Origin of the sequence: Arthrobacter sp. FX8 (genome assembly GCF_026723805.1) — a bacterium.
In the GTDB taxonomy this organism is placed as follows: Bacteria; Actinomycetota; Actinomycetes; order Actinomycetales; family Micrococcaceae; genus Arthrobacter.
The window spans coordinates 1-13,946 of the sequence record NZ_CP113505.1 but is presented as its reverse complement, the minus strand read 5'-3'; the positions used below and the strand labels follow the sequence as shown (position 1 = coordinate 13,946).

Annotated in this window: 10 protein-coding genes and 2 pseudogenes; all 12 read right to left on the bottom strand. The window is 65.2% G+C overall.

The window, feature by feature from the left end; all coding sequences use genetic code 11:
• Nucleotides 1-104: 104 nt before the first annotated feature.
• Nucleotides 105-641 (bottom strand): GNAT family N-acetyltransferase, encoded by a 537-nt coding sequence (locus tag OUO20_RS00060; RefSeq protein ID WP_056392116.1) that lies wholly within the window; start codon nucleotides 639-641, stop codon nucleotides 105-107.
• Nucleotides 642-690: 49 nt separating this feature from the next.
• On the bottom strand, nucleotides 691-1,440 hold the full coding sequence (locus OUO20_RS00055; RefSeq protein ID WP_268002588.1) for a hypothetical protein: 750 nt from the start codon (nucleotides 1,438-1,440) through the stop codon (nucleotides 691-693).
• Between the two features lie 263 nt (nucleotides 1,441-1,703).
• Entirely contained in the window at nucleotides 1,704-3,983 is a 2,280-nt protein-coding gene (locus OUO20_RS00050) for a gluconokinase, GntK/IdnK-type (RefSeq protein WP_018772249.1), read from the bottom strand.
• Between the two features lie 28 nt (nucleotides 3,984-4,011).
• On the bottom strand, nucleotides 4,012-5,241 hold the full coding sequence (gene manD / locus OUO20_RS00045) for a D-mannonate dehydratase ManD (RefSeq protein WP_268002478.1): 1,230 nt from the start codon (nucleotides 5,239-5,241) through the stop codon (nucleotides 4,012-4,014).
• A 65-nt stretch (nucleotides 5,242-5,306) separates the two neighbouring features.
• Nucleotides 5,307-6,695 carry a glucuronide transporter gene (uidB, locus tag OUO20_RS00040; RefSeq protein WP_268002587.1) on the bottom strand — a complete coding sequence of 463 codons (1,389 nt, stop codon included), beginning with the start codon at nucleotides 6,693-6,695 and terminating at the stop codon, nucleotides 5,307-5,309.
• A gap of 198 nt (nucleotides 6,696-6,893) precedes the next feature.
• Complete coding sequence (locus tag OUO20_RS00035) at nucleotides 6,894-8,243, bottom strand: mannitol dehydrogenase family protein (RefSeq protein ID WP_268003484.1); 1,350 nt, start codon at nucleotides 8,241-8,243, stop codon at nucleotides 6,894-6,896.
• A gap of 77 nt (nucleotides 8,244-8,320) precedes the next feature.
• A pseudogene (gene uxaC, locus OUO20_RS00030) lies at nucleotides 8,321-9,723 on the bottom strand (glucuronate isomerase).
• Between the two features lie 3 nt (nucleotides 9,724-9,726).
• Nucleotides 9,727-10,632: a sugar phosphate isomerase/epimerase family protein gene (locus OUO20_RS00025; protein WP_018772182.1), complete on the bottom strand. Its 906-nt coding sequence runs from the start codon at nucleotides 10,630-10,632 to the stop codon at nucleotides 9,727-9,729.
• Nucleotides 10,633-10,635: 3 nt separating this feature from the next.
• Nucleotides 10,636-11,799 carry a Gfo/Idh/MocA family protein gene (locus OUO20_RS00020; protein ID WP_134165124.1) on the bottom strand — a complete coding sequence of 388 codons (1,164 nt, stop codon included), beginning with the start codon at nucleotides 11,797-11,799 and terminating at the stop codon, nucleotides 10,636-10,638.
• Nucleotides 11,796-12,644, bottom strand: a complete 849-nt coding sequence (locus tag OUO20_RS00015) for a sugar phosphate isomerase/epimerase family protein (protein WP_268002586.1) — start codon at nucleotides 12,642-12,644, stop codon at nucleotides 11,796-11,798. The genes OUO20_RS00020 and OUO20_RS00015 overlap by 4 nt, the downstream gene beginning before the upstream one ends.
• Before the next feature lie 2 nt (nucleotides 12,645-12,646).
• On the bottom strand, nucleotides 12,647-13,570 hold the full coding sequence (locus OUO20_RS00010; protein ID WP_018772179.1) for a carbohydrate ABC transporter permease: 924 nt from the start codon (nucleotides 13,568-13,570) through the stop codon (nucleotides 12,647-12,649).
• Nucleotides 13,567-13,944, bottom strand: a pseudogene (locus OUO20_RS00005) (carbohydrate ABC transporter permease); the annotation flags it as partial. The gene OUO20_RS00010 and the pseudogene OUO20_RS00005, both read right to left, overlap by 4 nt.
• Nucleotides 13,945-13,946: the final 2 nt, after the last annotated feature.

Sequence of the window (13,946 nt, the reverse complement as noted above, 5' to 3'; positions counted from 1 at the left end):
TGGTGCATCGAAAACCCTCCCCTGTGTCCTGCCGCGAAGCCGCACATGCTGGCCAGCCACGGATGCTGCCGGGAGCATTGGCGTCACTGCCGGTCTCCGCAGGATTAGAGAATCCGCTGATACATCCGGTGGTCCTGCCACCTGCCGGCTATCCGGAGGTAGTCGGGGGCCGTGCCGTAGGCCACGAAGCCATTCTTTTCCAGCACTCTTTGCGACGCCGTGTTGTGCACCAGGGTTGCTGCCTCGAGTCGGTGAAGTCCCAATGCAGCCTGTGAAATATTGACGGCCGCCGCTACTGCCGCCGTCATAAGCCCTTTCCCTTGGGCTGTGCGGGAAATCCAGTAACCAACGTGCGCGTTCTGGAATGCGCCACGCACGATTGAGCTGAGGGTCAGCAGCCCGACGATACCGTCATGTTGTGCCAGCACCATGGGAAGTGCCGTGCCCGAATCGAGTTCAACAAGCCGCCGCTCAACCACGTCCCGCTGGCCCTGGACGGTGTAGAACTCCTCGGGCCGGACAGGCTCCCACGGGGCGAGATATGACCGGTTCTCCTGAAACGCCGCTGCCAGCGCCTCTGCGTCCGACGCCCGGACGGGACGGAGCACAACACCTTCGGCAATCACACAGGAAAAGTCCACTGCTTCACACTACGCCGAGCCCATATAGTCGCCCGCGTCCAGGACGGCGTCACTGCGGGGTCGGCAACGGCGGACGCCCCTGCGCTTCCGTCTCGACGCGCTTTTTGATGCCCAGGAGCATGGCGCGGTCCATGACCAGGTAGCCGGGCCGAAGAAGGAAGTCCGTCACACGAAGCCCGGCAGGGCGTCCCGGGCCCGTGCGCGTCCTAAGCAGCAGCCTGGTACCGGCAGCCCCGGCATCGTGGAGGACGAACTGCCAGGTTCCTGTCACCTTTTCGGGCGGGGCGCCAGGGCTTGAGTCCAGAACAAGGTGGCGGCCCTCCTCCAGCTCCACCACGCGCGGCCCGCGCCGGCCGCCCGGGTAACCTTCCGGCGTGAAGGCGATGATGTCCCCCACCTGCAGGTCCTGCCACTCCGGATGAATGCGGTCCGCGTTCGTGACACCCAGGTGCAGCAATCCGTTCTCCACCGCCGTGTAGGAATACAGCCCCGCCCGGTCCACACCCATTTGCACTATCCAGGGCCACACCTGGTCGGGACGGGCGGAGACAGTGACCGCCATGGTCTGGATGTCCTCGGGATCGGGAATCAATTCGTCCCCGGGAAGGGGCATTGTTCTTTCGGGCTCCGTGGTTCCCCATGTCCCCAGGGCACGCGGCACGAGGGCGTGCGTGAGAAACCCGGCAGCGGCCGCAGCACCAAGGAATCCGGAAAGCCGGCGACGGGAAGGGGTGGATGAATGATTCGTGCCTGTCTTCGGCCAAATGAAGGCCAGGACATTCGACGCCGTGCTGCTCATGGCACGCCTCCCTTTGGTTGAGGTGGTTCCGCGATGCCTTGCAGCCTACAAACCATCATCTGGGCGCCACAGAGTCCAAGGCCCCCTTGCGGCCGCCCTGCAACGACTGACGTCCCATTCAGGCAACTGCCTGGCAACCACCCATCACGAAGTCATCAGGCAGTGCGCCGAAGAACGTGGCGGTGTCCCGGAACCCAGGCCTGACCTTCCGGGCATGAAGGAGGCGCCACCGCTGTTGCGGCGCCTCCTTCTTCAGTACCTGCTCAAAGCCGGGTGTCGAACGACCCGCAAAATACGTTCTCGTTGAACGTTCCCTGGAACGCGGACTTGCCCTGGATCTTCTCTACCGCGGCACGGATGGCTTCCCGAGTCCCGGCATGCGCGTGGATTGCCGTCTTCACCATGGGCACGTCAATCAGGTGGTTCGGCTGGTTGAGGGACACGAACACCGTGGGCACCTCCGTGACGTACCACGGGATCTCGGCTGCCATCGGCGAGGACCACTTGATCCGGATGGCGGCCTCCTGGGCGAAGCCCTTGACGTTGGCAAAGACAAATGCGGCGTCGTACTTTTCCGCGTAGTCCCCGGTGGCTTCCTCGGAGATGACGGACATGAAGTTCACCCCGGTCTCCCCCGCCGCCTCGCGCTGTTCAGCCGTCCGGTACAAGAACACTTCGAAGCCGGCGGCCTCCAGTTCCTCCTTCACCACGTCCAGGTAGGCCAGCGGATCTGCCCGCGTGAAGTCGGCGCCGCCGGAAATGCCGTACAACCGGATCCGCGGATGAGTCCCGGGGGTGATGGGCAGGTTCCCTGCCGTGTCCTTGACCAGTGTGACGGTCTTGTCGGCGATCTCGGCCGCAATCGCCCGGTGCGGCTGACTGCCGATCACGGCCAGCGCCTCGGCCGGCGGCACCAACTGGTCAGCGGATTTCAGGTGCAGCCCCAAGGATGCCTTCAGTCCGAGGATCCGCCGCAGGGCGTCGTGCAGCCGCTGCTCGGTGATGACCCCGGACTTGTATCCGTCCAGCATGTACTGGAAGTCCTCGGCGGGGTTTCGGAAGAACAGGAACATGTCGCAGCCGGCCGCAATCGTTGCCGGAACCAGGTCCTTCCGCTTCATTGCCTGCGTCAGGCCCACCATCTGCGAGGCGTCGGTGAGGACCAGGCCATTGAAGCCCAGTTCGCCGCGCAGCAGGTCCTGCAGCAGTTCCGGGGACAACGTGGCCGGCAGGATCCCGGCATCAGGAAGACCCGGCCGGAAATGCCGCGAGACCTCCGGCGCCCCAATATGGCCCACCATGATGGACTGCACGCCGTGCGCAATCATCTCCCGGTACACGTGCCCGTAGGTCCGGTTCCATTCCTCGTACCCGAGGGTGTTGTAGGACGTGACCACATGCTGGTCCCGCTCGTCGATGCCGTCGCCCGGGAAGTGCTTCATGGCGCAGGCAGTGGGTGATTCGCTGATGCCGTCGAAGTACTCCTTGGCGCGCTCCACCACCACCTCCGGGGTATTGCCGAAGGACCGTGTGGAAATGACGGTGTTCCGCCAGTTGTAGTGGATGTCCACGATCGGCGCGAAGGCCCAATTGCAGCCCAGGGCAGCCGTCTCCACGCCTGCCACCTGCCCCATCTGCCGGGCGATGTTCCTGTCCGGGTGCGAGCCTGCCTGCAGGTGCGTGGATACGAACGTGCCGTCGTCGCAGCTGCCGGCCCCGCCCATCTCCGGGTTGGAGGCAATCAGCAAGGGAATCCGGGACTTGGACTGCGCGTAGCGGATATGTTCCTGGACGGCGGCGGACGGGCCGGGCCGGTACCGCATGCCGCCCACGTGGTAGTTTTCCAGCACCCCGTCGAGGTATCCGGGCGAGTAGTCGTTGTTGTGGTTGATGAACAGCTGCCCGATCTTTTCCTCGAGCGTCATGGCACCAATGGTGCCTTCCACCCAGGCGATCGCGCCGGCGTCGAGCATGAATGGCGCTGCCGCAAGGTCGACGTCGAACTGGCGCGGCCTGGTGCCCGCGGCCCCCTTGGCAGGAGGTACGACGGCGGCAATCCCCTTGAGTGCCTCCGCCACCACGTCCTGAACGGGTGCGGCGATGTCAACCACCACGCCGCGCTCGTCTTCCTGCAGAGGTTCCAGTGTGGCGAGTTGGGATTCCAGCAGCGCGGGAGGCATGAAGTGCCCGGTCCGTCCCTCGGTCCGCGCCTTCAGAACCTCCTTACTGCCGTCCAGGTGCAGGAAGACGGTGTCCGGGGCCTGTTCCCGGATGGCGTCCCGGTAGCTTCGGCGCAGGGCAGAACACGCCAGGACCAGCCCACCGTCGCCCGCAGCCGCCAGCTTGCTGCCCACCGTTGCGAGCCATGGCCAGCGGTCCTCGTCCGTCAGCGGTGTGCCCGCAGCCATTTTCGCGACGTTCTCCACGGGGTGGAGGGAATCGCCGTCAACGAACGGGACGCCCAGTTCGCGGGCGACGAGGTCACCGATGGTGGTCTTGCCGCAGCCGGAGACGCCCATGACGATAATGCGATGTTTGATCATTGTTTGGTCCTTGCCAGTCGTGGCGGTCTCACCAGTCGTGGACGGTGCCGTCGACGAGGCGGTTGTAGGGCAGGTAGGCCTGCTGGTAGGGGTAGGCCGCGGCGGCTTCTTCGTTGAATTCGACGCCGATGCCCGGTTTGTCGCCCGGGTGCAGGTACCCGTCCACGAACGTCATGGACTGCTCGAAGACCTCGTTGGTCTTGGCCGAGTGCTGCATGTACTCCTGGATCCCGTAGTTATGGATCGCCAACCCCACGTGCAGCTGCGCCGCGAAGCCCACCGGGGAAATATCGGTCGGACCGTGGAAACCGGACTTGATCTGGTACTGCGCCGCGAAATCCATCACCTTCTTCAACGGACTGATCCCACCGAAATGCGTGGACGCCGCCCGCACATAATCAATCAACTGCTCCTTGATCAGCGTCTGGAAGTCAAACACCGTATTGAAGATCTCCCCGATCGCCAACGGCGTGGTGGTGTGCTGCCGCACCAGGCGCAGCCCCTCCTGGTTCTCCGCCGGCGTGCAGTCCTCCAGCCAGAACAAGTCATACGGCTCCAGCGCCTTGCCCAGCTTCGCCGCCTGGATCGGCGTCATCCGGTGATGCCCGTCATGCAGCAACGGGATCTCCGGGCCGAACTCGTTCCGGACCGCCTCAAACACCGTGGGCAGGTGCCGCAGGTACGCCCGGGTATCCCAGTCCTCCTCCTGCGGGAACGCACCCCGCCCGGCCGGCTCATAGTCATACCGCTCCCCCGAAGCCTGCGCCTGCGCCGCAACGCCATACACGGCCTTGATCCCCGGGATCGCCGTCTGGATCCGGATCGACCTGTACCCCAACTCCAGATGCTCCCGCACCGAATCAAACAACGACTCAATATCCGCACCCGAAGCATGCCCATACGCCCGCAACCCGTTCCGCGACGCACCACCGAGCAACTGGTACACCGGCAACCCGGCCACCTTGCCCTTGATATCCCACAACGCCATATCCACCGCAGCGATCGCCGCCATCGTCACCGGACCCCGCCGCCAATACGCACTCCGGTACAGGAACTGCCACGTATCCTCAATCCGGTGCGGATCCTTGCCAATGAGCAACTGCGCCACATGTTCCTTCAGGTAGGCGGCCACAGCCAGCTCGCGGCCGTTCAGGGTGGCATCACCAATGCCCGTCACGCCCTCGTCCGTGGTGATCCGGAGGGTCACGAAGTTTCGGGTGGGGCTGGTAACGAACACTTCCGCGGCAATGATTTTCACAGCTGGTCCTTTCGGAGACGGTCGGTCGGAGGGGGCGTTGTGGCGGGAAGGAGTGTTTTCGGTGGTCAGTGGAGTTCCGCGTGGGTGGCGGCCTGCCGGCTTGTACCGGCGGCGGCTACAGCCTGGCGGGCTTTGATCTCGGCGACGATTTCCGCGTGGGCAGTGTCAGTGAGCCTGTAGAACTTCATGATGGCCATGCCCAGCCCACAGAGGACCAGGGGCACCAGTCCTGCGGCAAGCTGCAGCCCTTGGATGGTGGCCTCGCTTTGGCCGCTGTCCGACCGGACGTAGCCGGCGCTGGCAATGGCGTAGGCCATGACGGCTCCGCCCAGCGCCTGGCCCATCTTCCGGGTGAAGGAGAAGAGGGAGTACATGATGCCTTCGGTTCGGACACCCGTACGTGCTTCGCCGTACTCCACAGTGTCCGCCTCCAGTGCCCACACCACGATGTTCATCATCTGCACGCCCAGGAGGCTGATGACGAGCCCGGTGAAGGCCAGGTAGGTCAACGAGTGCGGGGCCAGCATGACCAACAGCGAACCGAGCACCACCAGGCCTCCGGCTGCCAGGTACAGGGCCTTCTTCCCCCAGCGCCGGACCATGGCCGGCGTGAGCACGATGACCACCACGGCCAGGACCACGTTGATGACGGCCATGGGCTGGGCAAGGCTGACATTCTGCAGCACGTCCCGCAGGTAGTAGACCTGGATGGTGGACAGCCCCGTGCTGGCGGTAAGCATCAGCAGGGATGAAATGCAGAGCATGAGCAGTGGACGGTTGCCCTTCAGGGTGGCCAGGGACTGCTTGAAGGTCACCTTGGGAACCTCGCGGTGGACCACTTCCCGGGTAGTGAAGACGGTCAGCAGGTAGAGCGCCAAGCCCACCACCACGAAGGCAATGGTCAGCGTGGTGAAGAGTGGCTGCAGCTGCGCGGCACCCTGTTTGGTGAGCGGCGTGATGAAGAACAGCAGGCCGGAACCCACAACGAGTGAACCGCAGGAGCGGGCAGCGCCCAGTTTGGCACGCTCCGCCGGCTGCTGCGTCATGGCGCCGGCCAGCGAGCCGTACGGGATATTGACCATGGAGTATGCCAGGCCCAGGCCGGCGTAGGTCAGGTAGGCATACGCAAGCTTGCCGTCATGGCTCCAGTCCGCCGGGACGGAGAAGGTCAGGGCACTCATGATCAGCAGGGGAAGGCCACCGAAGAGGATGAAGGGGCGGAACTTGCCCAGCTTCCTGTGGAAGGTGCGGTCAACGATCCGGCCCGCGAAGATGTCCGCAAAAGCATCAAAGACGCGCACCAGGAGGAAGAGGGTGCCTGCTGCCGCCGCTGAGATACCGGCGACGTCCGTGTAGTACAGCAGGAGGTAGGTGGTGGAGAGGGTGAATGCAAGATTGTTGGCAAGATCCCCCGCGCCATAGCCGAGGATGCTGAGCTTGGTCAGCCTGTTCATTCTGAGAGTCCTAACGCGTCATTGCGGTGGTGGCCAAGAGAAGAAGTGCGGGCCGCATGGGCGCGCCGGGTGTTGCTCCGGCAGTAATACTAACGAAACGGCAAACCCAGTGGCAACCGGTTGCCAAAAATTGCCATAATTTCGTTTCACACAAAAACTGCCCGGCACGCGCACGTGCCGGGCAGATCTGACTCATGATTATTCGGAAGCGGAACGCCCGGCAGCGGTGCCGCACAGGCTTTCCACCAGTCCCACCACACCGGCATCCCCTGCCAAGGCAGGGTCGACAACTGCCAGCAGCGCCTTGATTCGCTCAGTGCCTGGCAGCCGGTTGGCGGCTGTCACGGCCTGCTCCAGAGGGTCGTGGAACGGGGACGCGCTGGCACTGTAGTCCATCCATGCGGCAATCATCAGCGCCGCCGCGGCACCGGACCGTCCGGCGGCGCGTTCAGCCTGCAGCACCGGGACAGCGCGCATCCGAAGTTTGGTACTGCCGTCCATGGCAATCTGGGCCAGGTTATGGGCGATCCTCGCGTTGCTGAAACGGGCCAGGAGAGCCTGCCGGTACTCGGGTATCCGCAGGTCGGCGGGGCCGGCAAGGTTCGTTTCTGCTTCGTCCCAGAAAGCCTCCACTGCCCGCCTGCACCAGGGGTCGGCCAATGCCTCCGCGACGGTCGCATGGCCCCGCAACTGGCCCGCATAAGCCAGCAGTGAGTGTGCGCCGTTCAGCAGCCACAGTTTCCGGTTCTCGTAGGGTTCGATGTCCTGGACGAACAGGGCACCTGCGTCCTCCCATCGCGGGCGGCCCGCGGGGAAGTCCCCGCTGAGCACCCAGCTTGAAAAGGGTTCAGCCACCACCGGGGAATTGTCCACGTAACCGCAGGCTTCCCGGACGACGGCGAGGTCCCCTTCCGTGGTCCTGGGCGTGATCCGGTCCACGGATGTGCTCACGAAGCTGACATTGCCCGTGACCCACGCGGCGAATTCGGAATCCCAGGCCCCGGCAAACCCCGCCACTGCCTGCCGTGCCACCGTGCCGTTGTTGGACAGGTTGTCGCAGCAGACAATCGCGATCGGCCCGGAACCGGCTTCCCGGCGGGCGGCGAGCGCAAGCACCAGCCGTCCCAACGGCGTGGTGGGCCGTCCGCTGCCGGAACCCAGCAGCGCAAGGTCGGCGGCGACGTCGGGCGCCTTGGTGTCCAGCTTGCCGTCCGCACCCAACCCGTAGGCGGCCTCGGTGATGGTCAGCGTTACCAGGGCGGTCTCCGGTGCAGCCACGAGGGCGGCAAGCCGCTCGATGTCCGCACCGTCCAGGGCCTCCACGATGCTGCCCATGACAGTAAAGGAGTCGCCCTCGTCTGCGCGTTCCACCAGCGTGTAGAGACCATCCTGTTCAGCCAGGGCAAGGGCCGCATCCGGCCGGCGGCCAGTGAAGGCGGCGATCCCCCAGCCGGCGGAATCTGATGCCTGTTGGGTGTACCAGGCCTGGTGCGAGCGGTGGAAGGCGCCCAGCCCCAGGTGGACAATGCGGACCGGCGCCTTGGGCACCTGACGGAGCGTCCGGTTCAGCCGCGGAAGCTCCGCAGTGGGCGGCGTGGCCGACGGAGGGGACGTAAAGGGGGCACTCACAGCTTGAACACCCGGCGGGGTGAGGCGTCCACGATGTCCACGATCAGTTCGTGCGCCCGCTCTTCGGTGACCCGGTGCTCGGCCACGAGCCGCGCCAGGAAGGAGGCTTCGATCCGCCGGGCCGTGTCATGGCGGGCCGGGATGGAGCAAAAGGCCCGGGTGTCATCGATGAAGCCGGAGGACCGGGAGAAGCCCGCCGTCTCCGTCACGGCAGACCGGAAACGGAGCATGGCGTCCGGCGCATCCAGGAACCACCACGGCGCTCCCAGGTACACCGACGGGTAGAACCCGGCCAACGGGGCAAGTTCCCGGGAGAACACCGTCTCGTCGAGCGTGAAGAGGACCAGGTGGAAGTCCTTGGCGGTCCCGAAATCCTGCAGCAGGGGCCGGATGGCCTCGGTGTAGTTGACCGCCACAGGAATATCGTGGCCGGTATCCGCCCCGAACGCCTCGAACGTGGGGGCATGGTGGTTGCGGAAGGATCCGGGGTGGACGGTCATCACCAGGCCGTCCTCCACGGACATCCGCGCCATCTGGTAGATCATGTGCGCTTCGAAGGCTTCCCTGTCAGCTGCATCCGCCTGGCCGTTGCGCCCGCGCTCAAAAGCCGCTCCGCCTCGGCGTCGTCCAGCTTCAGGGTGGCAGGAGTGAAAACGCCGTGGTCGGCCGAGACGGCGCCCCGCTCCACGAAATGCCTGCGCCGGGCCTCAAGCGCCTTGATGTACCCGGCGTAACCCGAAGCGCCATCCCCCGCCGAAGCGATCAGGCGGTCCACGCTGTCCCGCCAGGCCGGGTGCGCCATGTTCAGGTACTGGTCGGGGCGGAAGGTGGGCAGGACACGCCCGGCAAAGGATGGGTCCGCGTGCAGCGCGGCGTGGCTGTCCAGTGAGTCCAGGGGATCATCCGTGGTGGCCAGCACCTCGATGTTGAATTCCTTGAACAGCTCGCGCGGCCGGAAGCCCGGCTCAGAGAGCTTGGCCTGCAGGGCGTCGTAAAGCCGGTCCGCGTTCTCCCGGGACGGTTCCTCCGCCAGGCCGAACACGTGGGCGAACTCCTGCCGGATCCAGTAACCGGATGCCGTTCCCTCAAAGGTGGGCCAGGCGGCACAGAAGTGGCGCCAGACCTCCCGTGACGCGGCGGGTTGGCTGCCCAGCCCCAGCTGGTCCATGGGCACCCCGCCGGCGTGGATCAGCCGGGTGACGTAGTGGTCCGGGGTGACCAGCAGGGCAGCCGGGTCCGGGAAAGGGGTATTCTGCTCGATGACCGCAGCGTCCACGTGCCCGTGCGGGGAGATGATGGGCAGCCCTTCCACAGTTGTGAACAGTGACCGTGCGATGCTCCGGACACCGGGATCAGCCGGCAGCAGCCGGTCGGGGTGTTCCGCAATCGGCGCTCCCACGGGTCATCGCCTCCCTGCGGGGACGGAAAGTCCCGCCAGCGCGGCCGCGGAGCGGAGGTAGTCAAGGTTATCTGCCGTCCGTTCAGCCAGCGGGAGTTCGGTGGAGAAGTCCTCCACCGTCACCCAGCCGTCATAGCCATGGGCCGCTAGTGCCTTGAAGTACTCCAGCACGCTGCCCTGGCCGGAACGCAGCGGGGCCCACTCGTTCCGGAAGATGGCGGCACCGGAGTCGTCGGTATTGCCGCTGTTGACCCAGACGGCGTTTTTGACGTGCACGTGGGCCAGGTAGTCGCCCAGGAGCTGGAACGCGGGGAGGTAGTCCTCCTGGCCTTCGATCAGCAGGTTGCCGAGGTCATGGATGACTCCCACGTGCCGCGGATCGAGTCCGTCCAGCAGCCGCAGCGCGGACGAGGCCGAAGCGGTGATGGTGCGGTGGTGCAGTTCCACGAGTGCCTTCACGCCGTGGTGGGCAGCCCGTTCGGCGATCCACTCGAAGTCACGGCGGGCACCGGCAAACAGCTCAGGGTACGGGGTACCGCTGGCCGGTTCGTTCCCCCAGACGGCCGTTCCCAACGGAGGGGTGGTCACCCGGACCTGCCCGGCGCCGAGCCTGGCAGTGGCGGCCAGCATCCGGTCAACGTCCGCATGGTTGTCGCACCGTGCATATCCCCCGATGCCGGAGAATTCCAGGCCCGCGCCGGATGTGAGGGCGGCAATCCGGTCCAGCTGGTCCTCCATGCCGGTGAGCGGGACGGTGGCCTTGTTGCCGGCCCAGAAGCCCGGCTCGGCAGCGTCGGCCTGGTCGGTGATCCGCCACTCAATGCCATCCCAGCCCTGCCGGGCCAGGTGCTGCACTGCTTCGTCGGGGGTCCATTCGGGGGTTGATGCGGTAAATACTGAAAACTTCATGGCTCAGGCGCTTTCTGCCGAAGTGCCGCCGGTGCGGACTTCGAGGTCGTTGTACTTGCCGGCCAGGACATCGTCGAAGAGGACGGGCTGGCCAAGCGTGGCCGAAACGTAGACGGAACGCACCGCGGCGAGTGCGTTGACGGCGTCGCTGACGGTGACGCCGGCCTGCCGCCCACCGGCGATGGCGCCCAGGATGTCCCGGTACTGCCGGACGTGGCCGGCCGGATACACGGTGGGGTCCGCGGCCTTGTAGTCCTCCTCGGGGTATTTGGCCAGTTCCTGTTCCGCCTGGTTGCCCCCGCCCTGAAGGCCCATGTCCGCGGACTCGCCGCCCGCGTCCTTGCTGTGGAAGTACTGCAGCCGGTCGTTGTCCACCACCGCCGAGCCCTCGGACCCCATGAGCTGGACGCGTACGGTCAGCCCCGGGTAGGCAGCGGTGGTGGCGTGCAGGACGGCCAGGCCGCCGTTTTCGAAGGTGATGGTGGCAACGGCGGTGTCTTCCACCTCGATGCGTTCGTGCGCAAGCCTGGCGGTGTGCGCATGGATCTCAACGGGGCGTCCCATGAACCACAGCAGCAGGTCCACCGTGTGGACGCCCTGGTTCATCAGCGCACCGCCGCCGTCCATGGCCCAGGTGCCGCGCCAGTCGCCGGAGTCGTAGTACCCCTGGCTGCGCCACCAAGCCACGGAAGCGATGGCGGACGTCAGCCGCCCGAAACGTCCTTTGGCCACAGCGTCGGCAACGGCGACGCTTGACTGGTCAAACCGGTGCTGGCTGATCACCGAGGCAACAATCCCCTTGCTGGCCGCTTCCTTGGCTGCGGCTTCGATTTCCTGGGCCCGGGTGAGGTCAACGTCGAGTGGCTTTTCGATCACCACGTGCTTACCGGCGGCCAGGACTTCCAGGCCCTGCTGGATGTGGAGGCCGCTGGGGGTGGCCAGGGACACAAGATCGATGTCCTCAGCCGCAAAGGCCTCCGCCTGCGTGCTGTACAGCGCCGGCCTCTGGCCGCCGCGCTGTTCGATAAAGTCCGCCAGGGCCTCGGCGGCGGCCGGGATGGCATCCACCAGTGCCACGATCCGTGCTTCCGGAAACGCCTCGAGGGCTACGGCGTGGGTGCGCCCGATGACGCCGCATCCGGTGATGGCTACGTTAAGGGTGCTCATGCGGTCTGGACTCCTGCTTCTGCGGTGACTTTTGCAAAGGCGCGTGCTGCGATGCCGAACGCGGTGGGGCCGGAGAAACCGCCCAGTCCGTGGGCACCGGCGAGGTGCGGCTCCAGGGAGGCGAAGCCCTGGTACCCGTCTGCCTTCAGGGCCTCCACGGTGCGGAGCACATCCCCGTCGCCTTCACCTGCCGGCACCACGTGGCCGTTTTCGAACAGTGCGTCCTTGACCTGCAGGTACTCAAGGTGCGGACGCAGTTTGGCGTATCCCTCATCGAAGGGCTTGACCCCCACCTGGACGAAGTTCGCGGCATCCCATGCCACCTTCAGCGCGGGCGAGTTGACCGTTTCGATGATGTCCAGGACGCGGTCTGGTACGTCGCCGAAAATGTCTTTCTCGTTCTCGTGCAGCAGGATCACGCCCGCTTCCTCAGCCAAATCGGCGAGCGCCCGCATGCGTTCGATGACGGCATCGCGGATGGACTCCACCTGTACGGACTCGCCGTAGTAGAAGGAGAAGATGCGGATGTACCTGGCGTCCAGGACCTTGGCGGCGTTGACCGCCCGGCGCAGCCGTTCCACTTCGTGCTCCACCGGCAGGCTGACGTCCACCTTGCCAATGGGGGAAGCGACGGCGGAGACCTTCATGCCCTTCTCCGCCAGCAGGGATGCCAGGGACTGGAGCTGTTCATTGCTCAGGTCCACGATGTTGGTGCCCCAGGCGCTGCGGACTTCAATGTGGTTGGCGCCGAGGGCCTGCAGCACTGCTATCTGGACCGCTGGGTCGTCGTCGATCTCGTCGCCGAAGCCTGACAGCTGCCACGTGACCTGGGTGGTCGAAACCATGGTTATTTAACTCCTCCGGCGGTGAGCCCGCCTACTAGGTAACGCTGGAAAATCAGGTAAAGAATGACCACAGGAGCGGCGCAAACCAATGCCGCCGCCATCATCTGGCCGTAGAACGGAATGGCGCCGCCTTCCTGCGAAGCACCAAAGATTTGGAGTGCGACGGCGGCCGTCTGGCTTTCCGGGCGGGTCATCACCGAGGCGAACAACACGTCATTCCAGCCCAGCAGGAAGGCGAAGATGCCCGAAACCACGATGCCGGGCCAGCTCAGCGGAAGGATGATCCGGAACAGGACGCCAAGGTGGGACGCGCCGTCGATCCGTGCTGCTTCTTCAAGTTCCTTGGGAAGCCCGCGAAGGTAGGTGACCATCACCCAGGTGGAGAACGGCATGGCGAAGGTGAGGTAGGTCACGAACAGGCCCCACTGGGTTCCGATCACCTGTATGCCGAGGTAGGTTGCCGCCGAGGAAAACAGGACGAAGACCGGCAGCACCATGAGGGTTCCGGGCACCGACTGCAGTGCCAGCAGCCCGCGGAGGATGGTCAGCCTGCCGCGGAAGCTGTAGCGGACCAGGACGAACGCAGTGGAGATGGACATCGCTGCGGAGACCACCGCGGTTGCTCCCGCCACCAGGACGCTGTTGGTGAGGCCGGTGGCCAGGCCAACGCTGGTCCAAATCTTCGAGTAGTTATCGAATGTGACTGAGGACGGCCAGAACTCGCCATTGGCCACCCCGATGTCCGAGTTCACCGAAGCCAGGAAGATGTACAGCACAGGGATCAGGACAAGTGCGCCGAGGAATACCAGGATGATGACCAGCAGGGGGCCCGGAAGGAGCCGGAGCACCTCATGTTGGCGGTGCGAGCCCGGACGGTCAACATCAACGGTTGACGCACTCCGCCGGGTGGCTGTCGTGGTGCTCATTTCTTCGCTCCTGGTGTTTCGGCGTCGTCAAGCTTGACGGCACGGAGGTAGACGAACAGCGGAATGGCGATCAGCACCAGGGAAATGAAGGCCATTGCGGCGCTGAGTCCAAAGCGGAAGCTCTGGAAGCTGGTGACGTAGGTCAGGATGGGGAGGACTTCGACGTCGGCCGGCGCAGGGACGCCGAACAGCACGAACGGGAGGGTGAAGTTGTTGATGTGGTGCAGCATCCCGATCAGGAAGGCCAGAGCCAGCGGGCCCTTCAAGTACGGGAACACCACGTACCGGAGCTTGTTCCACCACAGCGCACCGTCGAGTGCCGACGCTTCGTGCACCTCATGGTCCACCGACTGCAGGCCGGACAGGGCCAGCAGGT

Coding starts and splice junctions, on each gene's coding strand:
- OUO20_RS00055 (WP_268002588.1), bottom strand. CDS start 1,440: ATGAGCAGCACGGCGTCGAATGTCCTGGCCTTCATTTGGCCGAAGACA.
- OUO20_RS00050 (WP_018772249.1), bottom strand. CDS start 3,983: ATGATCAAACATCGCATTATCGTCATGGGCGTCTCCGGCTGCGGCAAG.
- uidB (WP_268002587.1), bottom strand. CDS start 6,695: ATGAACAGGCTGACCAAGCTCAGCATCCTCGGCTATGGCGCGGGGGAT.
- OUO20_RS00025 (WP_018772182.1), bottom strand. CDS start 10,632: ATGAAGTTTTCAGTATTTACCGCATCAACCCCCGAATGGACCCCCGAC.
- OUO20_RS00020 (WP_134165124.1), bottom strand. CDS start 11,799: ATGAGCACCCTTAACGTAGCCATCACCGGATGCGGCGTCATCGGGCGC.
- OUO20_RS00015 (WP_268002586.1), bottom strand. CDS start 12,644: ATGGTTTCGACCACCCAGGTCACGTGGCAGCTGTCAGGCTTCGGCGAC.
- OUO20_RS00010 (WP_018772179.1), bottom strand. CDS start 13,570: ATGAGCACCACGACAGCCACCCGGCGGAGTGCGTCAACCGTTGATGTT.